The sequence below is a fragment of the Streptomyces echinoruber genome, assembly GCF_014651135.1.
GTDB classification, from domain to species: domain Bacteria; phylum Actinomycetota; class Actinomycetes; order Streptomycetales; family Streptomycetaceae; genus Streptomyces; species Streptomyces echinoruber.
This window is the reverse complement of record NZ_BMWH01000025.1, coordinates 69,873-95,996: the sequence shown is the minus strand read 5'-3', so window position 1 is coordinate 95,996 and position 26,124 is coordinate 69,873. Positions and strand designations below refer to the sequence as shown.

The window sequence follows — 26,124 nt, the reverse complement described above, 5'->3', positions numbered from 1 at the left end:
ATTCACACGGGCGGTGACTCACCGCATGTCGATCAGTCACGCTGCGTGGCCCGGTGCTGTTCGTCGGCGGCGCCGCCCGCCCCCACCAGGCCGGTGCGCATCCCGGCCAGCCGGGGCGCGAACCGCCGCATCTCCCGCTGTCCCGCGGTCGCTATGAGCCCCGGCAGCCAGCCGCGCACGCCCTGCATGCCGCGCAGCCACCACTGCCCGTACACGTGGGCGGACCGGCGCTCGATCCCGGCGACGATCCGGTCCACCGCCGGGCCGAGCGGATACGTCTTGTTGGACGGCCACGGCAGCCGCTGCCGCAACTCCCGCATGACGTCCTCCTGATCGGCGCCGCGCACCATGTCCGTGTCGGTCCACGACAGGTACGCCACCCCCACCCCGACGCCCCGGTGCGCGACCTCGGCGCGCAGGCTGTGCGCGAACGCCTCCACACCGGACTTGGACGCGCAGTACGCGGTCATCATCGGCGCCGGGGTGATCGCGGCGAGGGAGGCGATCTGCAGCAGGTAGCCGCGGCTCTCGGTGAGCGCGGGCAGGAAGGCGCGGGCGGTGACGGCCGATCCGACGAGGTTGACCTCGATCACCCGGCGCCACGCGACCGGGTCGGAGTCGGCGAACGGACCGCCGGTGGCGACACCGGCGTTGGCGACCGCGACGTCCACGCGGCCGAAGCGCTCGCGCACTTCGGCGGCCACCCGGGTCATCGCCTCGTGGTCGGTGACGTCGGCGCACCAGTGGTCGCTGTCGCCGTGCAGCCGCCCCGACACCTCCTTCAGCCGGTCCGGCTCCAGCCCGACCAGCGCCACCCGCGCGCCGCGCGCGGACAGCTTGCGGGCGAGCAGTTCCCCGACCCCGCGCGCCGCCCCGGTGACGACGGCGACCTTCCCCTCCAGTACGGGCCTGTTCACGTCCGATACGGGCCTGTTCACGCCCCCTCCTTGACCTGCGGCGCGGCCTGCGGCTCGGCCTGCGGGCCGCCCAGGTGGGCGGCGGCCAGCTCGCGGATCTTCCCGGTCACCCGCTCCGGCGCCTCCACCGGCGTCATATGACCCACCCCGGGCAGCTCGGTGAAGTCCACGCAGTTCGGCAGCGCGGCGCACAGCGCCCGCGCCTGCACCGGCGGGGTGAGCCGGTCGGCGGAGCCCACCAGAACCGCCGTCGGCACCCTCAACTGCCGTACGCCGTGGTCGAGATCGAGCGTGTGCAGCACCCGCGACCAGGCGTGCCGCACCCGGGTGGGGCAGCCGTGCACGATCCGCGCGCACGCCTCCACCATGGCCGGCGTCGAGGCGGAGCCCATCGTGCCGTACTTCAGCAGCCGCATCGCCCACGGCGTGACCGGCCCCAACGGCAGCCGGGCGCCCAGGATGTGCCCGGTCAGCCAGGTGCGCAGCCGCCCGGGCCGCAGGGGAACGACCGTGGACTCGGCGACCAGGCGCGAGGAGCCGGTGCTGCACAGCAGCACGGCCGCCGCGTGCCGCCGGAACCCGGGCCGCTCCGCGGCCGCCATCACCGTCATGCCGCCCATCGAGTGCCCGGCGACCACCGCCCGCTCGCCGGGCGCGAGGGTGGCGGCGAGCACGGCCTCCAGGTCGTCGGCGAGCGCCTCGGTGGAGCAGGTCGGGGCGGCCGGGCTGCGGCCGTGGCCGCGCTGGTCGTAGGCGATGACCCGGTGGTCGGCGGCCAGGTCGCGGATCTGCGCCGCCCAGAACGCGGTCGAGCAGGTCCAGCCGTGCACCAGGACGACCGGTGGCGCCTGCTCGGGGCCGTGCACCTCGGCGTGCAGCCGGGCGCCGTCGGCGGAGCGGACGGTCAGGACACGGACCGGCTCGGGCGGGGCGTAGGGGCCCGAGGTGACGAAGGCCGTCCGGCTCACGCGCCCACCTCCACGCGGTCGGCGGTGTGCGGGGCGGGCGCCCGCAGGATCTCGTACTCGGCGAGGTCGACGTGGCGGGTGGCGCGGCGGAACTCCGTCGTCGTACCCGGCCAGATGGTGGTGTTGCGGCCGCTCGCGTCCAGGTACCAGCTCGTGCAGCCGCCGGTGTTCCACACCGTGCGCCGCATCCGCTCCTGCACCCGGCGGTTCCAGGCGTCGACGGCGGCGGGGCGGGCGTCGAGGGCGACGCGGCCGCCCAGGGCGTCCAGGTGGCGCAGGTAGTCGGCCAGGTAGTTCAGCTGGGACTCGATCATCAGGATCATCGAGGAGTTCCCCAGGCCCGTGTTGGGCCCGATGATCGTCATCCAGTTGGGGAAGCCGGCCGCGCTGGCGCCGCGCAGCGCCCGCATGCCGTCCTTCCAGTGCTCGGCCAGGGTGCGGCCGTCGGCGCCGACGACCCGTTCGGCGATCGGCAGGTCGGTGACGTGGAAGCCGGTGCCGAAGATGATCGCGTCGGCCTCGGCCTCGGTGCCGTCGGCGGCGACGAGCGTGGAGCCGCGCACCTCGGCCAGGCCGCCGGCGACCACGTCGACGTTGGGCCGGGTGAGCGCCGGATAGTAGTCGCTGGAGAGCAGGATGCGCTTGCAGCCGATGCGGTAGTCGGGGGTGAGCCTGGCGCGCAGCGCCGGATCCTTGACGGCGCGGGCCAGGTGCCGCTTGGCCAGCCGCTCGACGAGCCCGAGTTCGTCGGGATGCTTGGTGAACGCCTGCACCTGCACCTCCCGGATGCCCCACAGCACGGCGCGGCGCAGCTTGGCGGTGACCGGCAGCGCCCGGTGCAGGGCGCGCTCGGCGGGGGTGATCGCCCGGTCGACGCGCGGCAGCACCCACGGCGGGGTGCGCTGGAAGAGGGTGAGGCGGCCGGCCTTCGGCGCGATGGACGGCACGATCTGGATGGCGGAGGCGCCGGTGCCGACCATGGCGACGCGCTTGCCGGTGAGGTCGTAGTCGTGGTCCCAGCGGGCCGAGTGGAAGACCTTGCCGGGGAAGGAGGACAGCCCCGGGATGTCGGGGATCTTCGGGTCGGACAGCGGTCCGGTGGCGGAGACCACGACGTCGGCGGTGAGGCTGCCCGCGGTGGTCTCGATCTCCCAGCGCAGCCCGGCCGCGTCCCACGCCATGCGCGTCACCTCGTGGTGGAAGCGCAGGTGGGGGCGGATCCCGAAGACGTCGGTGACGTGCTCCAGGTAGGCGCGGATGTGCCGCTGGCCGGAGAAGGTGCGCGGCCACTCGGGGTTGGGCGCGAAGGAGAACGAGTAGAGGTGGGACGGCACGTCGCAGGCGCATCCCGGGTAGCTGTTGTCGCGCCAGGTGCCGCCGACGCTGCCGGCCCGCTCCAGGACGACGAAGTCGGTGATCCCCTCGCGGCGCAGCCGTACGGCCGCGCCGAGCCCGCCGAACCCGGACCCGATCACCGCCACCCGTACGTGCTCGTGCCGCACCTTCCCGTGCTGCTCGCCCATCGGCCGCCTCCCTGCCACACGACTCCACGCAACCGTGCCAGTGAACACTGGCACGATGGGGAGAGTAGAGCAGGAGCGTACCGATGGGTAGGGGGCCCGCCGGGAAAGTTACCGGCGGTACGACATAGGGTCGAGGCGTGGCGGAGAAGGCGGAAGGCGTGGCGGAGCCGACGGCACACGCGTCCGGCAGACGCGAGTACCGCATGGAGGAACTGGCCAAGGAGGCCGGCATCACCGTGCGCACCCTGCGCTTCTACCGCGAGCGCAAACTGCTCCACCCGCCCCGCCGCGAGGGCCGCATCGCCTGGTACGACGACAGCCACCTCGCCCGCCTGCGCACCATCTCCGCGCTGCTGGAGCGCGGCCACACCCTCAACGGCATCGCCGAACTCGCCGAGGCCTTCGACCACGGCCGCGACGTCGCCGACCTCCTCGGCGTCGGCGGCCCCACCGAGGAGACCCCGGTCCGCCTCACCCCCGAGGCCCTGGCCGACGTCTTCGGCGACCAGGCCACCCCCGAGAACCTCGCCGCCGCCCTCGACCTCGGCTACCTCGGCACCGACGGCACCGAGATCGTCCACGTCAGCCGCCGGCTCCTCGACGTCTCCGCCGCCCTGGTCCGCGAGGGCATACCGCTCTCCGCCGTCCTGGAGGCCGGCGCCCGCGTCCGCGCACACGCCGACGCCCTCGCCGCCCTCTTCACCGACCTCGTCCTCACCCACGCCTCCCCCCGGGACCTCGACCGCCTGCGCCCGCTGGCGCGCAGCGTGGTGGAGGCGGAACTGTCCCTCGCGCTGGACCGGCGGATGCGGGAGCAGGAGGAGCGGGAGGAACAGGAGGGGCGGGAGAAGTAGGAGGGGCGGGAGGAGCGGGACCGCCGGCGCCGAGGCATCGCCGGCCGCCGCCGTCAGCCATCAGCCGTCAGTCATCGGCCGCCAGCCGCCAGTCATCAGCCGTCAGTCATCAGCCGTCGAAGACCACGGTCACCGGGGCGTGGTCCGACCAGCGCTCCGCGTGGCTCGCCGCCCGCTCCACCACCGCCTCGACGGCCCGCGCCGCGAGTCCGGGCGTCGCCACGGCGAGGTCGATCCGCCACCCCGCGTCGTTGTCGAAGGCCCGCCCACGGTACGACCACCACGTGTACGGTCCCTCCACGTCCGGGTGCAGGGCCCGCACGACGTCGACGTAGCCGCCGTCCGCCGGGTCCAGGACGCGGCCGAGCCAGGCGCGCTCCTCGGGCAGGAAGCCGGAGTTCTTCTGGTTGGCGCGCCAGTTCCGCAGGTCGCACTCGCGGTGGGCGATGTTCCAGTCGCCGCAGACCAGCACTTCGCGGCCGTCGGCGGCGGCGCGTTCGCGCAGGTCCTTGAGGTAGGCGAGGAAGGCGTCCATGAAACGGATCTTCTCGTCCTGCCGCGGGGTGCCGACCTCGCCGGAGGGCAGGTAGAGGCTGGCGACCGTGACGCCGGGCAGGTCGACCTCGACGTAGCGCCCGCTGTCGTCGAACTCGGCGGAGCCGAAGCCGACCTGGACGCGTTCGGGCGCGCGCCGGGTGTACAGGGAGACGCCGGCGCGCCCCTTGGCGGCGGCCGGCGCGTGCACGACGTGCCAGCCGTCCGGGGTGCGGACGGACTCGGGCAGTTGCTGCGGCTCGGCCCGCACCTCCTGCAGGCACAGCACGTCGGCGGAGGCACCGGCGAACCACTCCACGAAGCCCTTGCGGACCGCGGCACGCAGCCCGTTCACGTTGGCGGAGGTCACAGTCAGCACCAGGGCACCCTACCGGCACACTGGTGGCAGCCCGCCCACCAGTCGCATTGATATACGGTTCCCCACATGGACATACGCCCGGTCCCCTTCGACCACCCCGACGCCGTCAAGCTCAACGACGAGGTCCAGGCCGAGTACCACGTCCGCTACGGCGACGGCGGCGACGCCACCCCGCTCGCCCCCGAGGACTTCGAGCCGCCGAACGGCCTGTACCTCATCGCCTACGACGAGCTCGGCAGGCCCGTGGCCAGCGGCGGCTGGCGCCGCCAGGACAAGAGCGACGAGGGCCACGAGGACGGCGACGCCGAACTGAAGCGCATGTACGTCGTCGAGCAGATGCGCGGCCGCGGCATAGCCCGCCGTATCCTGGCCGCCCTGGAGGCCGACGCCCGCGCCGCCGGCCGCACCCGCATGATCCTGGAGACCGGCACCAAGCAGCCCGAGGCCGTCGCCCTGTACACCTCCAGCGGCTACGAGCCGTGCGCCAAGTTCGGCTACTACCGCTTCCACGAGGAAAGCCTCTGCTACGCGAAGCGCCTGTGAGCCCCGGGGCCGGGCGGGCACGGACGACGATCCCTCCCGGCCCCGGTCGCACCATTGGCCACCCACATCACCGACCACCCACTACTGACGCCGCTGTTGACGTGCCGTCCGGCGCCACCGCCTCCGGCCCGCCCACGCTCCCCGACACGGTCCGGGAATGTCGCGGCAGCCCGGAAGCCGCCGAACGGGAGCGGGTTCTTCACCGCGTACGGAACGGCCGCCGCCGGGTCCGCCGGGCGAACGGCGCGACCAGGGCGGCCGGGTCACGGGCGGGCCGCCGGAGCCAGCCATATGGCAGGCATCACAGGCACCGCCGCCGGACCCCGCGCAGGCTCGGCGGGTGCCCCGGGTGCCCCGGGCGGCAGGCCCGAACACGGACGCCGCACTTCGGCGCCGCACGGCACGAAAGAGCCCCCGGCGGTGATCACCGCCGGGGGCTCCAAGCTGCGTGGACCTGAGGGGATTTGAACCCCTGGCCCCCTCGATGCGAACGAGGTGCGCTACCGGACTGCGCCACAGGCCCTTGCAACGAGTGAAACTTTAGCATCCCCGGCCGGGTGCTTGGAAATCCGTTCCCGGCTGGTCAGCGGCGGGGGCCGCGGGAGGGGGGACGGCGGGCTACTCGTTGGCCGCGCGCGGCCGTTCCCCGTCCTCGTACTGGTCGAAGAGCGGGGTGCGGCCCCGCTCCCGGGCGCGGCGGGCGGAGGCGGCGCGGCGGGAGTCGCCGCGAACGTCGCCGGGGCGCTCCTCGTCGGCCGGGGGTTCCTGCGCGGGGTGGGCCTCCTGGTCGGGGACGGCGGCGCTGGAGCGGGCGGAGCTCCAGGCGTCCGGGGCGCCGAGATCGACGTCGGAGGTGGCGCGGGGGGCCACCGGGGCGGTGACGTAGGTGGGCAGCGGCACCGGGACGGGGTCCCAGCTGTCGCCGTGGCCGGGCCGGCGGCGGCGTTCGCGCTGCTGGTCGACCCACTCGGCGTGGTCGGTCTGCTCGACCAGGGCGCGCCGGTCGGCGGCGAGCGCGGACAGGCCGGGGTCCGGCTGGGCCGGCTCGGGCTCCGGGCCCTCCTCCGGCACCTCGGCGTCCACCTCGGCGTGCGCGTCCAGGGTCGCGCGCCGCTGCGGGCGGCGGTCCCGCTCGTGCTCGCGCAGCCGCTGGGCGGCGGCCTCGGCGTGGCGGCGGTCCATGCGGTAGGCGAAGCGGCGGCGCTCCTGGGCGCGCAGGTAGACGATGTACGCGCTGAGCAGCACGGCGGGGATGCCGGGCGCCCAGAGGAAGGCCAGGCCGCCGACGGCCGCGACGACCGAGCCGAGCGTGAAGGCGAGGAAGAGCAGGACGGTGGTGCGCCGGCGGCGGGCGAGGACCTTGGAGCGCCGGGCGCGCGCCGCGGCCGCCTGCGCGGAGGGGGCCCGCCGCGCGGCGGGCACGCGCCCGCGCGCCGCCGCGGCGCCGGACTCCGCGCCGGACTCCGCGTCGGAGGCGGGCGTGTGGAGCGGGTCGGCCATGGGCACGGTGTCGGCCGCGGGCATCGGCTCGTGCACGTGGTCCCGGGCCGGCCGGGCGGCGGCCTCGCGGGCCGGCCGGGCCTGCGGCCGGGGGGTCGGGGGCATGGCGAAGGCCCGGACGTCCACCGACTCGGTGACGGCGTCCGGCTCGTCGGCGCCGGCCGGCGCGCCGGCCTCCTCCGGGGCGGATCGGGCGCGCAGGTCCCTGGCGTACCGGCGCTCCATGGCCGCCCGTCCGGACAGCAGCCGGATGGCGGTGCTGAAGCGCTCCGTCGGACGGGCCTCGTTCAGCTCGTCCTGCCTACGGAGCCACATCGGCACCAAGTAGGCGGCCCAGGCCCCGACGATGACTGCGTAGATGAGGCCGCTGCTGCTCACGCTCTCACCGTAGAGGGATCGGCGCGGGGCCATCAGCCAATTGGGCCGGTGTGTCGCACGATCTGGCTGATATTTCGAACTTTTTTTGTGACCGGCGTGATCAGCGCGGTACAGCCCGTGCGAATTCCGCGTCCGAGGCGGTCACGAGCCGGCCAATTTCGAACATATTTTCAATTCCGTGGTCGCCCCGAATGGGGTGAGGTTTCCGAGGCATCCTGGGTGTCCCCGGGTGCCCGGGACGGGTGCCCCGGTGCGTCCCCCGAGGTGCGGGCGCGGTAGCGGTGCCAGCGCTGCAGCAGCCCGTCGGGCACCTCCTCCGCGGTGAGCGCGTAGACGAGGTGGTCGCGCCAGGCTCCGTCGATATGGAGATAGCGGGGCCTGAGGCCCTCCTCGCGGAATCCGAGTTTCTCCACCACGCGGCGGCTCGGCCCGTTCTCCGGGCGAATGCAGACCTCGATCCGGTGCAGTCCCACGGTCCGGAAGCAGTGGTCCACGACGAGGGCCACGGCCGTCGGCATCACCCCGCGGCCGGCCACCGCCTCGTCCACCCAGTAACCGATGTGCCCCGAGCACATCGAGCCCCAGGTGATCCCGGCGACCGTCAACTGCCCGACCAGCCGCCCCTGGTACTCGATGACGAACGGCAGCATCCGGCCGGCGTTGGCCTCCGCGCGCAGGTGGCGGACCATCTGCCGGTAGGTGGGCCGCTGCGCGACCGGGCCGCTCGGCGTGGGCGGCGGGATCGTCGCCTCCCAGGGGCGCAGCCAGTCCCGGTTGCGCCGGTTGACCTCGCGCCAGGCCTTCTGGTCGCGCAGCTTTATGGGCCGGAGGACGATGTCGCCGTCCACCAGTTCGACGGGCCAGGCGGGGCGGTTCAGCGCGCACCCCCCGTCCCGGCGCCGGCCGACCCGGGGTGGTCGCCGCCGCGGATCTGGTCCACCGCGTGCACCAGCAGGGGCTCCAGGACGGCCAGGCCGTCCTTCACCCCGCCGGTGGAACCCGGCAGATTGACGATCAGTGTCCCTTTCGCCACTCCGGCCACTCCCCGGGAGAGCGCCGCGGTCGGCACCTTCCGCACACCGAACGCGCGTATGGCCTCCGCGATGCCCGGCACCTCGTAGTCGATCACCCGGCGGGTCGCCTCCGGCGTGCGGTCGGTCGGCGAGACGCCGGTGCCGCCGGTGGTGACGACGACGTCGTACCCGTCCGCGACGGCGGCGCGCAGCGCGGCCTCCACGGGCTCCCCGTCGGGGACCACCCGCGGCCCGTCCACCGTAAAGCCCAGGCCCGCCAGGCCGTCGGCGATCAGCGGGCCGCCCCGGTCCTCGTAGACACCCGCGGCGGCCCGGTGGGAGGCCGTGACCACCAGCGCCCGGTACGGTCTGCCGCTCACGTCCGGCTCCAGTCGCCCGACGTGCCGCCCGTCTTCTCCTCCACCCGCACGTCCGTGATGACCGCTCCCTTGTCCACCGCCTTGACCATGTCGACCACGGTGAGGGCGGCGACGGCGACCGCGGTGAGCGCCTCCATCTCGACGCCCGTGCGGTCCGTCGTCCGCACCGTGGCCTCGATCTCCACGGCGTCGTCCGCGACCGACAGATCCAGTGTCACACCCGACAGCGACAGCGGGTGGCACAGCGGGACCAGGTCCGGGGTGCGCTTGGCCCCCATGATGCCCGCGATCCGCGCGACCGCCAGCGCGTCGCCCTTGGGGACGCCCTCGCCGCGCAGCAGTTCCACCACGCGGGGCGAGACGAGGACGCGGCCGCGGGCGCGGGCGGTGCGCGCGGTGACGTCCTTGCCGGACACGTCGACCATGCGGGCGGCGCCCGCCTCGTCGAGGTGGGTGAGCCGCTGCCGCGCGGCGGGATCCTGCGCGGCGGGATCCTGCGCGGCGGGGCCCTGCGTGGCTCGGTCCTGCGTACTCATGCTCGTGTGCCGCTTTCGGTCCGGGCCCTGCGCGGTGCGGCGCGCGGGCCGTGTGTGCGCGACACGGTACCGCCCCGGCCCGCCCGGGAGCGGAGCCGACCCCCGTCGGTCAGCCGAGCAGGACGACCTCGACCTCGGTGCCGGGCTCCACGGACTCGGTGTCCTCGGGCACGACGATCAGCGCGTCCGCCCGGGCGAGGGCGGCCACCAGGTGGGAGCCGGCGCCGCCGACCGGGGTGACCTCCCCGTCGGCGTACCGGCCGCGCAGGAACTGCCGGCGTCCCTTGGGCGAGCCGATCGCCCGCTCGGCCGCCAGCCGCGCGCGCGTGCGCGGGCGGTGGACGTCCGTCAGGCCCATCAGGGTGCGGATCGCGGGGCGCACGAACAGCTCGAAGGAGACGTACGCCGACACCGGGTTGCCCGGCAGCGCGAGCAGCGGGACGTGGTCGGGGCCGATCGTGCCGAAGCCCTGGGGCTTGCCGGGCTGCATGGCGAGCCTGCGGAACTCCACCCCGCTGCCCGCCGCCTCCTCGTCGCCGACGTGGGACAGCGCCTCCTTGACGACGTCGTACGCCCCCACGCTCACGCCGCCGCTGGTCACCAGCAGATCGGCGCGCACCAGTTGGTCCTCGACGGTGGAGCGCAGCGTCTCGGCGTCGTCGGCGACGGCGCCCACGCGGTAGGCGATGGCGCCGGCGTCGCGGGCGGCCGCGGTGAGGGCGAAGCTGTTGGAGTCGTAGATCCGGCCGGGGCCCAGTTCCTCGTCGGGCTGGACGAGTTCGCTGCCGGTGGAGAGCACCACCACGCGCGGGCGGGGCCGCACCCGGACGGTGCCGCGGCCGATCGCGGCGAGCAGGGCGATCTGCGGCGGGCCCAGGACAGTGCCGGCGGTCAGGGCGCGCTCGCCGGCGCGGACGTCGCTGCCCCGCTCCCGCACGTGGGCGCGCGCCTCGGCCGGCCGGTACACGCGCACGTGCCCGAAGGCGGCCTCGGGGGCCGCGCTGTGCGCCCGCATGCCGCCGACCGGTCCCTGGCCGAGCCCGCCGTCGGTCCACTCCACGGGGACGACGGTCTCGGCGCCCGGCGGCAGCGGCGCGCCGGTCATGATGCGGGCGGCCTGCCCGGGGCCGACGCGCAGCGGCTCGGCCGCGCCCGCGGCGACGTCCCCGACGACCTCCAGGACGGCCGGGAACTCCTCGCTCGCGCCCGCGACGTCCGCGACCCGCACCGCGTAGCCGTCCATGGAGCTGTTGTCGAACGGCGGCAGGGACACCGGGACGGTGACGTCCTCGACCAGCACGCAGCCCTGGGCGTCCAGCAGGTTGAGCTCGAGGGGCTCCAGGGGGCGGACGGTGGCGAGGATGTCCTCCAGGTGCTCCTCCACCGACCACAGGTGGTCGGGGCCGGTCGTGCGGGGCGCGGCGCTGGTCACTGTCCTTGCATCTCCTCGGCGACGAACCTGCGAAGCCAGGCCCGGAAGTCGGGGCCCAGGTCCTCACGTTCGCACGCGAGTCTGACAATGGCACGCAGGTAGTCGCCGCGGTCGCCGGTGTCGTAGCGGCGGCCCTTGAAGACCACGCCGTGCACCGGGCCGCCGATCTTCTCGTCCTGGGCGAGCTGCTGCAGGGCGTCGGTGAGCTGGATCTCGCCGCCGCGGCCCGGCTCGGTGGTGCGCAGGATGCCGAAGATGTGCGGGTCCAGGACGTACCGGCCGATGATGGCGTAGCTGGACGGCGCGTCCGCCGGGTCCGGCTTCTCCACCAGGCCGGTCACCTTGACCACGTCGCCGTCCTCGGTGGGCTCGATCGCGGCGCACCCGTAGAGGTGGATCTGCTCCGGCGCGACCTCCAGCAGCGCCACGACGCTGCCGCCGCGCTGCTCCTGCACCTCGATCATCCGCTGCAGCAGCGGGTCGCGCGGGTCGATCAGGTCGTCGCCGAGGAGCACGGCGAACGGTTCGTCGCCCACGTGCGGGGCGGCGCACAGCACCGCGTGGCCCAGGCCCTTGGGGTCGCCCTGGCGCACGTAGTGGATGGTCGCGAGGTCGCTGGACTCCTGGACCTTGGCGAGCCGTTCGGCGTCGCCCTTCTTCTCCAGGGCGGACTCCAGCTCGTAGTTGCGGTCGAAGTGGTCCTCCAGGGGGCGCTTGTTGCGGCCCGTGACCATGAGGACGTCGTCGAGGCCCGCGGAGACTGCCTCCTCGACCACGTACTGGATCGCCGGCTTGTCGACGACCGGCAGCATCTCCTTGGGCGTGGCCTTGGTGGCCGGCAGGAACCTGGTGCCGAGGCCGGCTGCGGGAATGACAGCCTTGGTGATCCTGGGGTGCGACTGTGTCATGCCGCCACCTTATCCGGTGCCTTGGAGGGGAATCTGAGGCTCCGGTTGCTTGGCTCTCATATGGGCGCATTGCGCAGGGTGCAGAAAGGGCACGGAAAGGACGCGGAAGCGACGTTGAGTCACACGAGTGGTGCAGCCGAGCCTGACAAGCGCAGGTTGCGACGGGAATTCCTCGCGGTGAGGAACAGGTTGACGGCCGATGACGTGCGCGAGGCGGCGGCCGCGCTGGCCCGGCACGCCCTGGAGCTGCCCGAGTTGGCGCGGGCGCGCACGGTGGCGGCGTACGTCTCCGTGGGCAGTGAGCCGGGCACGCCCCCGCTGCTGGACGCGCTGCGCGCGCGGGGCGTGCGCGTCCTGCTGCCCGCCCTGCTGCCCGACAACGACCTCGACTGGGGCGTGTACGAGGGGCCCGGTTCCCTCGCGCGCGTGCGGCACGCCGGACGGATGGAGCTGCTGGAGCCGTCCGGCGAGCGGCTCGGGGCGGACGCCGTGACGGGCGCCGACGCGGTGCTGCTGCCGGGGCTCGCGGTCGATGCGCGCGGGATGCGCCTGGGCCGCGGCGGAGGCTCCTACGACCGGGTCCTGGCGCGCCTGGAGCGCGCGGGCGCACGCCCGGCGCTGGTGGTGCTCCTGTACGACACCGAGGTCGTCGCGCGCGTGCCGGCCGAGCCGCACGACCGGCCGGTGCACGCGGTGGTGACGCCGTCCGGGGTGCGCCGCTTCGAAGCGCCCGCGTGACGCGTGACGGGGGCTTCGAAGCGCCCGTGTGACGGGGGAAGCGGCCTGCCGGGACTTCTCGCGCTCGCCGGCGGGGTGAAGCGCCCGCGTGACAGGGGGAAGCGGACCGGCCCGCCACGCGTGCGTCGCGTGGCGGGCCGGTCCGCGGGGCGTGCGCCTGGCGCGCCCCGGTGCACCTCGGTGCATCCAGTGCACCCGGTGCACCCGGTGCGCCCCGGTATATCCAGTGCGCCCGGTGCGCTCAGCGCCTCACGGCTTGAGCACCAGAGTGTCGCTGGTGGCCTTGTCGACCGCCTTCGACGAGTACGACCACGGCAGCAGCTCGCCCTTGGCCCACTTACCGGTCTGGTCGGTGTAGTGGGCGCTGAAGGCGTGGCCGGAGGCGCCGGTGAGGTTGATCCACTTCGACTTGTCGAAGTCGGCGAGGTTGACCACCATCCGCATCGACGGCACCCACACGACGCCGTAGCCGCCGGCCGCGTTCCAGCCGGTGGCGTCCACCGCCGCCTCGCCGCCGCCGAGCTTCCAGGGGCCGCGGTTCAGAACGCGCCGCAGCGGGTCCGGACCCGAGGTGCCCAGGGTCTGGTTCTTCAGGAACAGGCGGTGCAGCCGGCCCCAGCTCCAGGTGTCGATGTCCTTGCCGAGCTTGGCGGTCAGCTCCCAGCGGGCGTCGACCATGGCGCGCTTGAACAGGTCGTCGCGGTTGTGGTCCGCGCCGCCGCGGGTGCCCACGGCGGGCGTGGTCCACCAGGCGCTCCGCGGCTGGTCCACGAGGGTGCGCACAACCTCGAACCAGCGGTCGCCGCCGTCCGGCTGCGCCTGGTCGGCGTCGCGCTCGCCGCACTCGCGCACCTTCTGGGTGTCGTCCACCGGGCCGGTGGTGTCGGCCGGCTCCACCCACAGGCACTGGCCCTTGACCCGCAGCTCCTTGGGCAGCTTGTTGCCGAAGGCGAGCTTGAGGATGTTGCGCCAGACCGCGTTGAAGTAGGCGGCCGCCGCCGAGTCGGCGTCCTGGGTGTAGTCCCAGCCCTCCAGCAGCTTCTGCGCCTGCCGGACGTCCTTGTCCTTGACGTCGATCTTCAGCAGCTTGGGCACCAGCAGCTTGGCGATCTCGCTGCTGTTGTCCAGCTGCATCTGGCGCATGTCGTCGGTGGAGATCTTGCCGCCGTCCTTGATCTTCGACTCGATCAGGTCGGTTATCCGCTGGCTGCGGGTGCCGTATCCCCAGTCCGTGGTGAGCGTGTACGGGTACTTGTCCCGGTCGATCACGGCCTGGTTGGCGGTGACGATGAAGCCGCGCTCGGGGTTGTACTCGTAGGGCAGCTCGTCCTGCCCGATGTAGCCGGTCCAGCGGTACTTGGGGTCCCAGCCCGGCGCCGGGACCGAACCGTCGTCGCCCTTCGCCCGCGTGGGGATCCTCCCCGGCAGGGTGTAGCCGATGTTGCCGTCGGTGTCGGCGTAGACCAGGTTCTGCGACGGCACGTCGAACAGGGCGGCCGCCTTGCGGAAGTCGCTCCAGTTCGCCGCCCGGTCCATGGCGAAGACGGCGTCCATGGTGGTGCCGGGTTCCAGGGCGGTCCAGCGCAGGGCGACGCCGTAGCCGTCGCCGCGGTCCGGGGCCGCGGCGTCGACGGTGGCCTTCCGGCCGACCTTCACCAGCTCCTTGCTGCGGTCCGACAGCAGGGGCATGCCGTCCTGGGTCTGCCGCACCACGATCTTCTTGGAGCCGCCGCCGGCGATCCTGATGGTCTCCTCGCGGGTGTCGAAGGGGACCACCTTGCCGTTGTACTGGTAGCCGTCGCCGGTCAGCTTCTCCAGGTACAGGTCGGTGACGTCGACGCCGGAGTTGGTCATGCCCCAGGCGATGTCCCGGTTGTGGCCGATGACCACGCCGGGCATGCCGGCGAAGGTGTAGCCGGTGACGTCGTAGTGGCAGGTGCCGGACAGGGCCCGGCAGTGCAGGCCCATCTGATACCAGACCGACGGCAGGGACGGCGCCAGGTGCGGGTCGTTGGCCAGCAGCGGCTTGCCGGTGATCGTGTACTTGCCGGACACCACCCAGGAGTTGGAGCCGATGCCGTTGCCGTTCACGCCGACGGCGGCCGGCACGTCGTCCAGGACCTTGTACAGGCCCGCGAGCTGGCTCTGGAGGGCCGAGCCGGACGAGCCGGCCGAGGCGGAGGAGGTCCCGCTCGCGCCGGCCGTGCCCGTGCCCGTGGCGGCGCCCGTGCCGGCCGTCCCGGTGGTGCCCGCGGAACCGGTCGAGCCGGCGGTGCCGGTGGTGCCGGTCGAACCGGTGGTGCCGGTCGAACCGGTGGTCGTGCCCGCCGACGTGCCGCCGCCCGACTGCCGGAACGCTCCGGCGAGTTCGCTGTACTGGCCCTCCTGGACGATCGCCCGGTGGCGGCCGTAGGGGTACCGCGGGTACAGGTCGGCGATCTGCTGGGGGCCCAGGCGGCTGGTCATCAAGGCGCGGTCGATCTCGTCCTGCATGTTGCCGCGCAGGTCCCAGGCCATGGCCTTCAGCCACGCGACGGAGTCGACCGGGGTCCACTTCTCGGGCTTGTAGTCGTTGGTCAGGCCCAGGGCCGCGTACTCCAGGGAGATGTCCTCGCCGTCCTTGCCCTGCAGGTAGGCGTTGACTCCCTTGGTGTAAGCCTGGAGGTACTTCCTGGTGCTCGCCGACAACTTGGTGTCGTACTCCCGCCTGGCGACCCGGTCCCAGCCGAGGGTGCGCAGGAACTCGTCGTTGTCGACCTGGCTCCGGCCGAACATCTCCGACAGGCGCCCGGCCGTCATGTGCCGGCGCACGTCCATCTCGTAGAACCGGTCCTGCGCCTGGACGTAGCCCTGCGCCATGAACAGGTCCGTGTCGGAGGAGGCGTAGATCTGCGGGACGCCGTAGGCGTCGCGCCGGACGTCGACCGGCCCCGACAGACCCTGGAGCGTGACCGAACCCTTGGTCTGCGGGAAGGACGCGCGGACGGTGCTGATGGACCAGTACGCCCCGTAGGCGATGCCTCCGACGATGGCGAGCACCAGCACCAGCACGATCAGCCGGGCCTTGCGTCCCTTCTTCCTGCCGGACTTGCCGGGCTGCTGGCCCGTGGAGGCGGTGGTGTTGGGGGGCATCGCTGTCCTTGCTGTCCTATACGCGAGGGGCAGAACGGGCTGTGCTGTTGCGTCTGAACGCAGGAGCAACCTTAGGCGCAGGGCCGGGCGCCCCTTGACGCGGAGTCGGGAACCGGCACGCGCGCGCGTTCGATCTTGCCGTCCGAGCGTCAAGAAATCGTCAAGAGTTAGGTACGGTAACGAAGTATCCTGGTGTGGTCCGGGCCTCCGGGTGCGAAGTGTCACGGTTTCGTGCCTGATGGACGTGAATGACGTGGATGAGGCGTACGCGGACTCCCGTGCGGGGTGCCGGGCCCGGGCGCCGGCGCCGGACGCCCCGGCCGGACTCCGGCGCCGAGGGACCGGGCGGGCGTCGGTACGGCGCGGTCGCCTCGCGGCGTGGCGGGGTGATCGGGGCGGCGCGGCGATCGAGGGGCGCGGAGCCGGGGCCGGCCGCTCACCGGACCCCGGCTCCGCGGACTTCCGGGCCTCGGAAGCCCTGCGAGACCTCACGAGACCTCACGAGACCTAGGGAAGGGAACGGCCGCTGACTGTCCACCAGCTCAACCAGCTCCTGCTCGTCTGCTCGCTCGTCCTGCTCGTCGCCGTCGCAGCGGTCCGGATCTCCTCGCGCAGCGGACTGCCCAGCCTGCTCGTCTACCTGGCCATCGGCATCCTCATGGGCCAGGACGGCGTCGGCGGCATCCACTTCGACGACGCCGCGCTGACCCAGATCTTCGGGTACGCGGCCCTGGTCGTCATCCTGGCCGAGGGCGGCCTGGGCACGAAGTGGCGGGACATCCGGCCCGTCCTGCCGGCCGCCTCCGCACTGGCCCTGGCCGGCGTCGCGGTGAGCGTCGGGGTCACGGCGGCGGGCGCGCACTACCTGGTCGGGCTGGAATGGCGGCAGGCGCTCATCATCGGCGCGGTGGTGTCCTCCACGGACGCGGCGGCCGTGTTCTCGGTGCTGCGCCGGATCCCGTTGCCCGCACGCGTGACGGGCACCCTGGAGGCCGAGTCCGGCTTCAACGACGCCCCCGTCGTCATCCTCGTCGTCGCCTTCTCCACCGCCGGCCCCGTCGCGCACTGGTACGTGCTACTGGGCGAGATCGCGCTGGAGCTGGCCATCGGCGCCGCCCTCGGCCTCGCGGTGGGCTGGCTGGGCTCGTGGGGCCTCAGGCGCGTGGCGCTGCCCGCCTCCGGCCTGTACCCGATCGCCGTCCTGGCCATCGCGGTCGCCGCCTACGCGGCCGGCGCCCTGGCCCACGGCAGCGGCTTCCTCGCGGTCTACCTCGCGTCCATGGCGCTGGGCAACGCCGGGCTGCCGCACTGGCCGGCCACCCGCGGCTTCGCCGAGGGCCTCGGCTGGCTCGCGCAGATCGGCATGTTCGTCCTGCTCGGTCTGCTCGTCACCCCGCACGAACTGGGCGACGACGTGTGGCCCGCCCTCGTCATCGGCCTGGTGCTGACCGTGGTGGCGCGACCGCTGAGCGTGGTGGCCAGCCTCACGCCGTTCCGGGTGCCCCGGCGGCAGCAGATCCTCATGTCCTGGGCCGGGCTGCGCGGCGCCGTGCCCATCATCCTGGCGACCATCCCCATGGTGAACGGGGTGGAGGCCAGCCGGCGCATCTTCAACATCGTCTTCGTCCTGGTCGCCGTCTACACCCTCGTCCAGGGGCCGACCCTGCCCTGGCTCGCCCGCGCCCTGCGGCTCGGCGAGGGCCCGGAGACCGCCGACCTCGGCATCGAGTCCGCCCCCCTGGAGCGGCTGCGCGGCCACCTGCTGTCCGTGACGATCCCGGCGAACTCCCGCATGCACGGCGTCGAGATCAACGAGCTGCGGCTGCCGGCCGGGGCCGCGGTCACCCTCGTCGTGCGCGACGGCAGGTCCTTCGTGCCGCTCCCGACGACCGTCCTGCGCCGTGGCGACGAACTCCTCGTCGTCGCCACCGACCCCGTCCGCGAGGCCGCCGAACGCCGCCTGCGGGCGGTCAGCCGCGGCGGCAAGCTGGCGGGATGGCTGGGGACGGGCGGGGAGGAGAACGGGCGCTGAGAGACGCGCCGGGGCATCTCTTCACACGCCGCTTCGCACGCCGCTTCGCACGCCGCTTCGCACGTCGCTCCGTGCGTTGCTTCGTACGCCGCTCCGTACGCCCCGTGCGGACGTTGCCCCGTACGCCCCGCGCGTCCGGGAATCGCAGGTGGGCCGGGCGATGGTGCTGCTTTTCACAGGCCCGGAGGCGGCCCGCTCTGTACAATGAGGGCGCACCTGTTCGAACCGACTCTGCCTGACGCAGAGCTGGCGCGACCGTATGGCGGCCGGCTGCCCCTTTCCGCGGGCGCCGGTATCTACCGCAGTTCCGCGCACGAGGACAGCTCTCGGCGCGCCCCGCCGCCACGCACCGCACGGGGCCCGCTACCAGGCGGCAGAAAGGCACGGACCGTGGAGAACACGGTCACCGCAGAACCGGCGATGAACTCGACGGACCCCTCCCTTCGCCCCGGATACGGCCGGCTGCTGCGCACCCGCGGCGCCTGGACGTTCCTGCTGCCGGGCTTCGCGGCCCGCCAGCCGTTCGCGATGCTCACCCTGTCCATCGTGCTGCTCGTGCGGCACACCACCGGCTCCTACGGCGCGGCCGGCGCCGCCGCGGCCGTCACCGGCGTCTCCATGGCGCTGTTCGCGCCGTACAGCGGCCGTCTCGCCGACCGCCACGGCCAGCGCGCCGTCCTGGTCCCGGGCGTCCTGGTGCACGCCCTGGCCGCCCTGGCGCTGACGGCGCTGGCGCTCGCCCACGCGCCCCTGTGGGCGCTGTTCGCGGCCGCCGTGCCGACCGGCGCCTCGGTGCCGCAGATCGGCCCCATGGTGCGCGCCCGCTGGGGCGTGAAACTCAAGGACTCGCCCCTGATGACCACCGCGGCGGCCTTCGAGTCGGTCACCGACGAGCTGACCTTCGTCCTCGGCCCGCTGCTGGCCACCGCCCTGTGCACCGCCGTGGACCCCGCCGCGGGCCTGGTCGCGGAGGCCACGCTGACCCTGCTGGGCGGCCTGCTGTTCGCCGCCGGCCGCAGCACCCAGCCGCCGGTCTCCCGGGACGGCGGGCACGCGCGCGTGCGGCACGCCTCGGCGCTGCGCGTGCCGGGGGTGCGGGTGCTGGTCGCCGTCTTCCTCGGCATCGGCTCGGTCTTCGGCGGCATGCAGGTCTCCCTCGCCGCGTTCAGCGAGTCCATCGGCCACCCCGGCCTCAACGGCGTCCTGTACGGCGTCTTCGCCGCCGGCAACATGCTCTCCGGGCTGGTCTGCGGCGCCGTCGCCTGGCGGACCTCCCCGCGGCGCCGCCTGGTCCTGGCGTACACCGCCCTCGCGCTGGTCGCCTCCACCCTGTGGACCGCGCACTCGGTGCCCGTCCTCGGCGGCCTGGGCCTGCTGACCGGCGCCTGCATCGCGCCCTCCCTGATCACCGGCTACACGCTGGTCGAGACCCTGGTCCCGGCCGGCGCCCGCACGGAGGCGTTCACCTGGATGACCGGCGCCGTCGCGTTCGGCCAGGCGGCCGCCGTCACGGTCGCCGGGCAGCTGGAGGACCGCCTGGGGGACGGCGCCGGGTTCCTGGTGCCGATGGCCGGCACGGTGCTCGCCCTGGCCGTCCTGGTGGCCCTGCGCTCCCGCCTGGCCGCACGGCCCCGCGGCCGTGCCGTCGCGCGTGGCGTCGGTCACCGCGAAGCGGCCGCAGTGGACTGACGGCCGGGAATGCGTCACTATGGAGCGTCGTTAGCACTCCCAGAGCGAGAGTGCCAGCACTCACAAGGTGAGAGTGCCAGGAGGAAGACAGTGCCCACCTACCAGTACCAGTGCACCGAATGCGGCGAGGGCCTCGAGGCGGTGCAGAAGTTCACCGACGACGCCCTGACGGAGTGCCCGAGCTGCAAGGGCCGCCTGAAGAAGGTGTTCTCGGCGGTCGGCATTGTCTTCAAGGGCTCCGGCTTCTACCGCACCGACAGCCGCAGCTCCTCCAGCAGCTCCACGTCGGGCTCCTCCTCTTCCTCGTCGTCCTCGTCGTCCTCGTCCGACGCGAAGTCGTCGTCGTCCAGCACCGCCAGCACCGCCGCCTGACCCTGCACCGCTTCGGCCCTGCCGTCGTCGCGACGGCAGGGTCTTCGGCGTCCTGCGGGGCGGCTACTGTGCAGGACATGGCGAACGCAGAGAACGGTGTCAGCGCGGAGATCGGGGTCATCGGCGGCTCCGGCTTCTACTCCTTCCTCGACGACGTGACCGAGGTCCACGTCGACACGCCCTACGGAGCCCCCAGCGACTCCCTCTTCCTCGGCGAGGTCGCCGGCCGGCGCGTCGCCTTCCTGCCCCGGCACGGACGCGGCCACCACCTGCCGCCGCACCGCATCAACTACCGGGCCAACCTGTGGGCGTTGCGGTCCGTCGGCGTGCGCCAGGTCCTCGGCCCGTGCGCGGTGGGCGGCCTGCGGCCCGAGTACGGCCCCGGCACCCTGCTCGTGCCCGACCAGCTCGTCGACCGCACCAAGTCCCGGCCCTCGACCTACTTCGACGGGCTGCCCCTGCCCGACGGCACGGTGCCGAACGTGGTGCACGTCTCCCTGGCCGACCCGTACTGCCCCACAGGCCGCGCGGCGGCGCTGAAGGCGGCCCGCGGCCGGGACTGGGAGCCGGTCGACGGCGGCACGCTGGTCGTCGTCGAGGGGCCCCGCTTCTCCACCCGGGCCGAATCCCTCTGGCACCGGGCACAGGGCTGGTCGGTGGTGGGCATGACCGGCCACCCCGAGGCGGCCCTCGCCCGCGAACTGGAGCTCTGCTACACCTCCCTGACGCTCGTCACCGACCTCGACGCCGGCGCCGAGACCGGCGAGGGCGTCTCGCACGAGGAGGTCCTGCGGGTCTTCGCGACCAACGTCGACCGGCTGCGCGGCGTGCTGTTCGACGCGGTGGCCGCGCTGCCGGCGAACGAGGACCGGGACTGCCTGTGCGCGAACGCGCTCGGGGGGATGGATCCGGGGTTTGCGCTGCCGTAGGCGGCGTCGGGGGTGGCGGGATGGCGGGGGCGGCCCGGGGGGGGCTCCGGGGGTGGCAGGGGTGGCGGTGAGATGGCCGGGGGTGGCGGTGGGGCTGCCGGGGGCGCTCCCGTGTGCGGAACGGCTCGTTCGGGTGGGGGAGTTGTCCACAACCAGCCGGTAGTGCACCGACTCGAGCGGGCGCGGGCGCGAGGCGTCATCGTGGAGATCGCAAGCCGGTCCCTCGTCACGGGTGGTGGTCCTCGTGTCCCTGTCTTCGCCGTTCTCCCCGCTCCCCCCGTTCTCCCCGCTCTCCCCGCTCTCCCCGCTCTCCCCGCTCTCTCCGCTCTCCCCCTTCCCGCCGTCCCCCTCCTCCCCCTCGTCCTCCCCTACGTCCTCCTCTTCGTCCTCTTTCTCGTCCCCGCCCTCCCCGGCCTCCCCGGCCGCCCCGGCCGCCCCGGCCCCGTCGTCTCCCGCGGTCGTGCCCGTGTCCGCGCCCGCGGCCGGCGCGGACGTCCCCGCGCGCTGCGAGGTGCCGCACTTCGCGCCCGTGCGGGTGCGCGGCGCGCGGTACGGGCTGCACCGGCTGGTGCGGAGCCGGCGGCGGGCCGTGGCGGCCGGGCTCGCGGTGACCGCGGCCGCGCTCGTGGCGGCCGGGCCGCGGGGCACCGCGCCGCCGCATCCGAACGCGGCGGCCCGCGGGCATCCGGTGGCCGGGCGGCCGCCGGGGCACCGCGCCGCCCGGCTGGTGACGGCGCCGGTGCGCATCGCCGACGCGGCCACGGTGCGGCTGCTGCGGCCCGGTGACCGGGTCGACGTCATCGCCGCCGAGGACCCGGCGACGGGTGGCGAGGCCCGGGTGATCGCCCGCGGGGCGCGGGTCGCCCGGCCCCCGGAATCCCTGGGCGACACGTCCGGCACCGCCGGCGGCGGGGCGCTGGTCGCCCTGTCGGTGCCGCGCGCCACCGCCGCGCGCCTGGCCGGCGCGAGCGCCACGGCACGGCTGGCGGTGACCCTGTGGTGACCCCGGCCGGGCATGTCCGCGCGCTTCCCGCACCGCCCGGTCGGACTTCTCGGTGGAGACGGACTTCTCGGTGCAGGAGGGCCGTTGGACAGGGCCGCCCCGCCGTGGCGTAGGTTGCGGAGCGTTTTGTTCCGCGATCCGTCTGTGCGAGGGGAGCCTTCGAGGTGAGCGCGAAGAGGGAACCGGGCGTCTGGCAGGGCTTCAAGGCCTTCCTGATGCGCGGGAACGTCGTCGATCTGGCGGTCGCGGTGGTCATCGGCGCGGCCTTCACCAACATCGTCAACTCGGTGGTGAAGGGTGTGATCAACCCGCTGGTCGGCGCGATCGGCACCACGAGCCTCGACAACTACAGTTCCTGCCTGAGCGCCTCCTGCAAGGGCGACCGGGGCATCCGCATCCTGTGGGGATCGGTCCTCGGCGCCACGCTGAACTTCCTGATCACCGGCGCGGTGGTCTACTTCCTGATGGTCCTGCCCATGTCGAAGTACCTGGCCCGGGTGGCGGCCCGCAAGGCGGCCCGGGAGGGCACGAAGGAGGTCGCGGAGATGACCGAGCTGGAGGTGCTCAAGGAGATACGCGACGCGCTGGTCGCCCAGCGCGGCTCCGGCCCCGCCCAGCGGTAGCCCGCCGGTCCCGTCGGTCTCACAGGTGGTGGGGCGGCTTCTCGTCCAGGAAGCGCCTCAGATCACCGGCGCCGTCCCCGTCGGCCCGCTCGCCCCACCCCCGGTCGGTGTCGTCCGAGGACTGCTGGTCCAGCGGGTCGTCGAAGACGAGCGGGTTCTTCACGCCGCGCGGCTCGTCGCGCGGCTCGGGGGCGGGGGCGGAGGTCATGCCTCCAGGGTACGGTCGCGGGCCGGACCGGGGGTGGGGAGCCGGCGCGGGACCACGTCACACTGGCGCCATGACAGTGGACGCTCTGACCGACGTGCCCGGCGTGCGGGTGGGCCATGCGACGCGGGCCGGCGGCGGATGGCTCACCGGTACGACGGTCGTGCTCGCGCCCGAGGGCGGGGCGGTGGCCGCGGTGGACGTGCGCGGCGGCGGGCCGGGGACGAAGGAGACCGACGCGCTGGATCCGCGCAACCTGGTGCAGCGGGTGGACGCGGTCGTGCTGACCGGCGGGAGCGCGTACGGGCTGGACGCGGCCTCGGGGGTGATGGCCTGGCTGGAGGAGCGCGGGCGCGGAGTGCGGGTGGGCGCGGACCCGGCGCACGTCGTGCCGGTGGTGCCGGCGGCCTGCGTGTTCGACCTGGGCCGGGGCGGTGACTTCCGGGCCCGGCCGGACGCGGCGACCGGGCGGGCCGCGGTGGAGGCCGCCGCGGCGAGTGCGCCGGGGGCGCCGGTGCCGCAGGGGTGCGTGGGTGCCGGTACGGGTGCGGTGGCCGGGCAGGTGAAGGGCGGGGTCGGCACGGCGAGCACGGTGCTCGGCTCGGGGATCACCGTGGCGGCGCTGGTGGTGGTCAACGCGGCCGGATCGGTGCTGGACCCGGACACGGGGGTGCTGTACGGGGAGGTGTTCCAGGGGCGTCTCGCCGTTCCGGACGCCGAGGTGCACGAGCGCGCCCGGCGGTGGCTCGCCGAGACCGCCGCCGGTCAGGCACCGCCCCCGATGAACACCACGCTGGCGGTCGTCGCCACCGACGCCGAGCTGACCAGGACACAGGCGCAGAAGCTGGCCGGCACGGCACACGACGGCATCGCGCGGGCCGTGCGCCCGGTGCACCTGCTCAACGACGGCGACACGGTGTTCGCGCTGGCCACCGGCCCCCGGCCACTCGACCCCGGCAACCCCCTGGCCCTGAACGAGCTCCTCGCGGCCGGCGCCGACCTGGTGACGCGCGCCATCGTGCGGGCCGTGCGCGCCGCCGAGCCGGTGAACGGGCCGGGCGGGGCGTGGCCGGCGTACGAGGAGCTGTACGGCCGCCCGTAACGGCCGGCGCCGGCCCGGGCACCGGCCGCCGGCCACCGGACGGCCGGCGCCTCCCCTCTCCCCCCGTCCGCCACGTCACGTCCGTCGTGCAATTGTCCCGGTTGTGTCACGTGACGGCGTTCAGGGCGTACGGCGGGAACCCCCGGCGCGGGTGGACGCCTCTTTCCCCACGCACTGGAGCGGATCACGCACATCACTGGAACTGGGAGCAGCCCGTGACAACGCCGGACACAACAGCGCGGCGCGCACTGGGGGCCTGTGCCGCCCTGATGGTCGGCGCCCTCACCCTCACCGCCTGCGGCGGCAACGCCAACGCCGACGGCAACGGCCGGGACGGCAAGAACTCCGGCGTCAGGACGTCCACGGCGCGGATCGCGATCTCGGCCAAGGACGGCTCGACGTCGGCGTCGATCAACAAGACCGGGGTCACGGTCAGCGGCGGCAGGCTGACCGGCGTGAAGATGACGGTGGCGGGGACGGGACGGGCCGTCCCGGGCACGCTCTCCGCGGACGGCAGGAGCTGGCGGCCCACGCGGCGGCTGGAGCGCGGCACGAAGTACCGGATATCGGCGACCGCGAAGGACGCGCAGGGCCGCACGGCCGCCGCCAACTCCCTCTTCACCACGGTCTCCTCGGCGCACAGCTTCATCGGGACCTACACGCCGGACAACGGCACGACGGTGGGCGTGGGGATGCCGGTGTCGTTCACGTTCGACAAGGCGATCACCGACAAGAAGGCCGTGCAGTCGCACATCACGGTGAACTCGACCAGCGGGCAGAAGGTGGTCGGCCACTGGTTCGGGGCGCAGCGGCTGGACTTCCGGCCGCAGCAGTACTGGAAGGCCGGTTCCAAGGTCACCGTGGACATCGACCTCGACGGGGTCGAGGGGGCGAACGGCGTCTACGGCGTGCAGAAGAAGAGGGTGACGTTCACCGTCGGCCGCTCTCAGGTCTCCACGGTGGACGTCGGCACGCAGACCATGACGGTGGTGCGGGACGGCACAACGCTCCGGACGGTCCCCATCTCCTCCGGCAGCCCGCAGCACACCACGTACAACGGCCAGATGGTGATCTCGGAGAAGTTCGTGCAGACCCGCATGAACAGCCAGACGGTCGGGCTGGGCGGCGAGTACGACATCCCGGACGTGCCGCACGCGATGCGCCTGACCACCTCGGGCACCTTCATCCACGGCAACTACTGGTACAACAAGGGCAATCCACCCTTCGGCCGCGCCGGCACCAGCCACGGCTGCGTCGGTCTGCAGGACGTGCGGGGCGCGCAGGGCGACACCTCCGCCAAGTGGTTCTACGACAACTCCCTCGTCGGGGACGTGGTGATCGTCAAGAACTCCCCGGACAAGACGGTCGCGCCGGACAACGGCCTCAACGGCTGGAACATGTCCTGGAGCCAGTGGATCGCCGGAAGTGCCGTGTGAGCAGCGGTTTCTGACGATCCGTCGGGCCGTGCGGGAACATCCCGCGCGGCCCGGCCGTTTTCCGGGCGTACGTTTTCTCGGTTCCCGGACACGATGTCCGACCGAGGGGCTACGGTATGCACCCACAAGGTGACATGCAGCGACGCCGGGAGATGCCTTGAGCGTTCCGTACGAGACGGCAGCGTACGAACCACGCGAGTCGCCCGAGTCTCCGGAGGAGTACCTCGAGCGACTCCTGAGCCGCGCCCTGAACTCCTTCGAGCTGCCCGACGAGACGATACGGCTGCTCGACTGCGCGCTGGCGTACGACGGTTCGCTGCACTCCGCGCACCACAGCGCGGGCCTGCACCGGGAGACGTACCGGCACACCTGGCTGCTCGCCGACGGCTCGACGCTGACGCTCTGGGAGCTGGTGCACAACACCGCGCCCGGCGGCGAGCCGCAGCACGAGGTGTACGTCGACGAGGAGGAGCTGCGCGCCGCGACCGTGCGGCTTCCGTTACCCCCGGACGCGCCGGAGTTCGAGCTGCCGGTGACGGTGCAGCTGTCGCCGGTGCCCACCGCGCGCCACGTCTACGTGCCGGACGACTCCGCCGACCACGCGCGCCGGCTGCTGCGCCGGGCGGAGAACCCCGACCGGCCGGGCGCGGACCTGGCCGCCCTGCTGCGGACGGCGTGCGCGCACCAGATCACGCAGGCCTTCGGCCGCCCCTGCCGCATCGGCCGCTCCGGGGTGTGCTTCGCCCTGTACGAGCACGCCTTCCTGCTCGGCGACGGCCGGGAGCTCTCCCTGTGGGAGGTGGAGCACACCGCGACCCCCGACGGGCGGCACATGTGCGAGGTGTACGTCTCGGAGAACGCGGCCCGCGACGCGATGGAGCGCCGGGCGGCGCAGGTGCCGTAACCCTCGCCGGAGCCGCCGTAGTCCTCGCCGGACCCGCCGACGCGACCACGCAGCCACACGGCCACGCGACCACACGGCCACACGGCCCCGCGAG

Annotated in this window: 24 protein-coding genes and 1 tRNA gene; 12 read left to right on the top strand and 13 right to left on the bottom strand. The window is 73.7% G+C overall.

What is annotated here, in order from left to right; all coding sequences use genetic code 11:
• Positions 1–32: 32 nt before the first annotated feature.
• The 3 genes from IE225_RS25175 to IE225_RS25165 are packed head-to-tail and all read right to left on the bottom strand — an operon-like array spanning position 33 to position 3,408.
• Complete coding sequence (locus tag IE225_RS25175) at positions 33–917, bottom strand: SDR family oxidoreductase (protein WP_190059916.1); 885 nt, start codon at positions 915–917, stop codon at positions 33–35.
• Positions 918–934: 17 nt separating this feature from the next.
• Positions 935–1,885, bottom strand: a complete 951-nt coding sequence (locus IE225_RS25170; RefSeq protein WP_190059882.1) for an alpha/beta fold hydrolase — start codon at positions 1,883–1,885, stop codon at positions 935–937.
• The gene (locus tag IE225_RS25165; protein ID WP_190059881.1) at positions 1,882–3,408 is read right to left on the bottom strand and encodes a flavin-containing monooxygenase; all 1,527 of its coding nucleotides are present in this window, start codon (positions 3,406–3,408) and stop codon (positions 1,882–1,884) included. The genes IE225_RS25170 and IE225_RS25165 overlap by 4 nt, the downstream gene beginning before the upstream one ends.
• A 203-nt stretch (positions 3,409–3,611) precedes the next feature.
• Between IE225_RS25165 and IE225_RS25160 the strand changes: the two genes are divergently transcribed.
• A complete protein-coding gene (locus tag IE225_RS25160; protein WP_190059915.1) occupies positions 3,612–4,262 on the top strand; it encodes a MerR family transcriptional regulator in 651 nt (216 codons plus the stop codon).
• A 109-nt stretch (positions 4,263–4,371) separates the two neighbouring features.
• Here IE225_RS25160 and IE225_RS25155 read toward each other — a convergent pair whose 3' ends face one another.
• On the bottom strand, positions 4,372–5,175 hold the full coding sequence (locus IE225_RS25155; RefSeq protein WP_190059880.1) for an exodeoxyribonuclease III: 804 nt from the start codon (positions 5,173–5,175) through the stop codon (positions 4,372–4,374).
• A gap of 66 nt (positions 5,176–5,241) precedes the next feature.
• Between IE225_RS25155 and IE225_RS25150 the strand changes: the two genes are divergently transcribed.
• Entirely contained in the window at positions 5,242–5,718 is a 477-nt protein-coding gene (locus IE225_RS25150; protein WP_190059879.1) for a GNAT family N-acetyltransferase, read from the top strand.
• Between the two features lie 449 nt (positions 5,719–6,167).
• Here the strand turns inward: IE225_RS25150 and IE225_RS25145 are convergent.
• The 7 genes from IE225_RS25145 to galU form a co-directional block, all read right to left on the bottom strand.
• Positions 6,168–6,241: transfer RNA gene (locus IE225_RS25145), tRNA-Ala, on the bottom strand.
• A 95-nt stretch (positions 6,242–6,336) separates the two neighbouring features.
• On the bottom strand, positions 6,337–7,596 hold the full coding sequence (gene sepX / locus IE225_RS25140) for a divisome protein SepX/GlpR (RefSeq protein ID WP_190059878.1): 1,260 nt from the start codon (positions 7,594–7,596) through the stop codon (positions 6,337–6,339).
• A 170-nt stretch (positions 7,597–7,766) separates the two neighbouring features.
• Positions 7,767–8,444 carry a GNAT family N-acetyltransferase gene (locus IE225_RS25135; protein WP_229880017.1) on the bottom strand — a complete coding sequence of 226 codons (678 nt, stop codon included), beginning with the start codon at positions 8,442–8,444 and terminating at the stop codon, positions 7,767–7,769.
• Positions 8,445–8,470: 26 nt separating this feature from the next.
• The gene (locus tag IE225_RS25130) at positions 8,471–8,989 is read right to left on the bottom strand and encodes a MogA/MoaB family molybdenum cofactor biosynthesis protein (RefSeq protein WP_229880016.1); all 519 of its coding nucleotides are present in this window, start codon (positions 8,987–8,989) and stop codon (positions 8,471–8,473) included.
• Positions 8,986–9,525 carry a cyclic pyranopterin monophosphate synthase MoaC gene (gene moaC, locus IE225_RS25125; RefSeq protein WP_190059877.1) on the bottom strand — a complete coding sequence of 180 codons (540 nt, stop codon included), beginning with the start codon at positions 9,523–9,525 and terminating at the stop codon, positions 8,986–8,988. The genes IE225_RS25130 and moaC overlap by 4 nt, the downstream gene beginning before the upstream one ends.
• Positions 9,526–9,634: 109 nt before the next feature.
• A complete protein-coding gene (gene glp, locus IE225_RS25120) occupies positions 9,635–10,957 on the bottom strand; it encodes a molybdotransferase-like divisome protein Glp (RefSeq protein ID WP_190059876.1) in 1,323 nt (440 codons plus the stop codon).
• On the bottom strand, positions 10,954–11,865 hold the full coding sequence (galU, locus tag IE225_RS25115) for a UTP--glucose-1-phosphate uridylyltransferase GalU (protein WP_190059875.1): 912 nt from the start codon (positions 11,863–11,865) through the stop codon (positions 10,954–10,956). The genes glp and galU overlap by 4 nt, the downstream gene beginning before the upstream one ends.
• 114 nt (positions 11,866–11,979) lie before the next feature.
• Between galU and IE225_RS25110 the strand changes: the two genes are divergently transcribed.
• Positions 11,980–12,603, top strand: coding sequence for a 5-formyltetrahydrofolate cyclo-ligase (locus tag IE225_RS25110; protein WP_229880014.1), 624 nt, complete (start codon positions 11,980–11,982; stop codon positions 12,601–12,603).
• 249 nt (positions 12,604–12,852) lie between these two features.
• Here the strand turns inward: IE225_RS25110 and IE225_RS25105 are convergent, their stop codons facing one another.
• Entirely contained in the window at positions 12,853–15,735 is a 2,883-nt protein-coding gene (locus IE225_RS25105) for a penicillin acylase family protein (protein ID WP_190059873.1), read from the bottom strand.
• Positions 15,736–16,261: 526 nt separating this feature from the next.
• On the opposite strand from IE225_RS25105, the gene IE225_RS25100 reads away from it, so the two are divergent.
• The 6 genes from IE225_RS25100 (at position 16,262) to mscL (ending at position 22,383) form a co-directional block, all read left to right on the top strand.
• Positions 16,262–17,767: a potassium/proton antiporter gene (locus IE225_RS25100; protein ID WP_190059913.1), complete on the top strand. Its 1,506-nt coding sequence runs from the start codon at positions 16,262–16,264 to the stop codon at positions 17,765–17,767.
• Between the two features lie 420 nt (positions 17,768–18,187).
• Positions 18,188–19,456: an MFS transporter gene (locus tag IE225_RS25095; RefSeq protein ID WP_190059912.1), complete on the top strand. Its 1,269-nt coding sequence runs from the start codon at positions 18,188–18,190 to the stop codon at positions 19,454–19,456.
• 90 nt (positions 19,457–19,546) lie between these two features.
• On the top strand, positions 19,547–19,828 hold the full coding sequence (locus IE225_RS25090; RefSeq protein ID WP_190059872.1) for an FmdB family zinc ribbon protein: 282 nt from the start codon (positions 19,547–19,549) through the stop codon (positions 19,826–19,828).
• A 77-nt stretch (positions 19,829–19,905) separates the two neighbouring features.
• Positions 19,906–20,757, top strand: a complete 852-nt coding sequence (locus IE225_RS25085) for an S-methyl-5'-thioadenosine phosphorylase (protein WP_190059871.1) — start codon at positions 19,906–19,908, stop codon at positions 20,755–20,757.
• Between the two features lie 460 nt (positions 20,758–21,217).
• Positions 21,218–21,760, top strand: coding sequence for a hypothetical protein (locus IE225_RS25080; protein WP_190059870.1), 543 nt, complete (start codon positions 21,218–21,220; stop codon positions 21,758–21,760).
• Between the two features lie 164 nt (positions 21,761–21,924).
• Positions 21,925–22,383: a large conductance mechanosensitive channel protein MscL gene (gene mscL / locus IE225_RS25075; RefSeq protein ID WP_190059869.1), complete on the top strand. Its 459-nt coding sequence runs from the start codon at positions 21,925–21,927 to the stop codon at positions 22,381–22,383.
• A 19-nt stretch (positions 22,384–22,402) separates the two neighbouring features.
• On the opposite strand, the gene IE225_RS25070 is transcribed toward mscL, so the two are convergent.
• Positions 22,403–22,591, bottom strand: a complete 189-nt coding sequence (locus IE225_RS25070) for a hypothetical protein (RefSeq protein WP_190059868.1) — start codon at positions 22,589–22,591, stop codon at positions 22,403–22,405.
• Positions 22,592–22,661: 70 nt separating this feature from the next.
• On the opposite strand from IE225_RS25070, the gene IE225_RS25065 reads away from it, so the two are divergent.
• The 3 genes from IE225_RS25065 to IE225_RS25055 all read left to right on the top strand — a co-directional run bounded on the left by IE225_RS25065 (position 22,662) and on the right by IE225_RS25055 (position 26,030).
• A complete protein-coding gene (locus IE225_RS25065) occupies positions 22,662–23,690 on the top strand; it encodes a P1 family peptidase (RefSeq protein ID WP_190059867.1) in 1,029 nt (342 codons plus the stop codon).
• Between the two features lie 215 nt (positions 23,691–23,905).
• Positions 23,906–25,126, top strand: a complete 1,221-nt coding sequence (locus tag IE225_RS25060) for a L,D-transpeptidase (protein ID WP_190059866.1) — start codon at positions 23,906–23,908, stop codon at positions 25,124–25,126.
• A 157-nt stretch (positions 25,127–25,283) separates the two neighbouring features.
• Complete coding sequence (locus IE225_RS25055) at positions 25,284–26,030, top strand: DUF6227 family protein (protein WP_190059865.1); 747 nt, start codon at positions 25,284–25,286, stop codon at positions 26,028–26,030.
• Positions 26,031–26,124: the final 94 nt, after the last annotated feature.

Coding starts and splice junctions, on each gene's coding strand:
- IE225_RS25165 (WP_190059881.1), bottom strand. CDS start 3,408: ATGGGCGAGCAGCACGGGAAGGTGCGGCACGAGCACGTACGGGTGGCG.
- IE225_RS25160 (WP_190059915.1), top strand. CDS start 3,612: ATGGAGGAACTGGCCAAGGAGGCCGGCATCACCGTGCGCACCCTGCGC.
- IE225_RS25150 (WP_190059879.1), top strand. CDS start 5,242: ATGGACATACGCCCGGTCCCCTTCGACCACCCCGACGCCGTCAAGCTC.
- moaC (WP_190059877.1), bottom strand. CDS start 9,525: ATGAGTACGCAGGACCGAGCCACGCAGGGCCCCGCCGCGCAGGATCCC.
- galU (WP_190059875.1), bottom strand. CDS start 11,865: ATGACACAGTCGCACCCCAGGATCACCAAGGCTGTCATTCCCGCAGCC.
- IE225_RS25105 (WP_190059873.1), bottom strand. CDS start 15,735: ATGCCCCCCAACACCACCGCCTCCACGGGCCAGCAGCCCGGCAAGTCC.
- IE225_RS25095 (WP_190059912.1), top strand. CDS start 18,188: ATGAACTCGACGGACCCCTCCCTTCGCCCCGGATACGGCCGGCTGCTG.
- IE225_RS25085 (WP_190059871.1), top strand. CDS start 19,906: ATGGCGAACGCAGAGAACGGTGTCAGCGCGGAGATCGGGGTCATCGGC.
- IE225_RS25070 (WP_190059868.1), bottom strand. CDS start 22,591: ATGACCTCCGCCCCCGCCCCCGAGCCGCGCGACGAGCCGCGCGGCGTG.
- IE225_RS25065 (WP_190059867.1), top strand. CDS start 22,662: ATGACAGTGGACGCTCTGACCGACGTGCCCGGCGTGCGGGTGGGCCAT.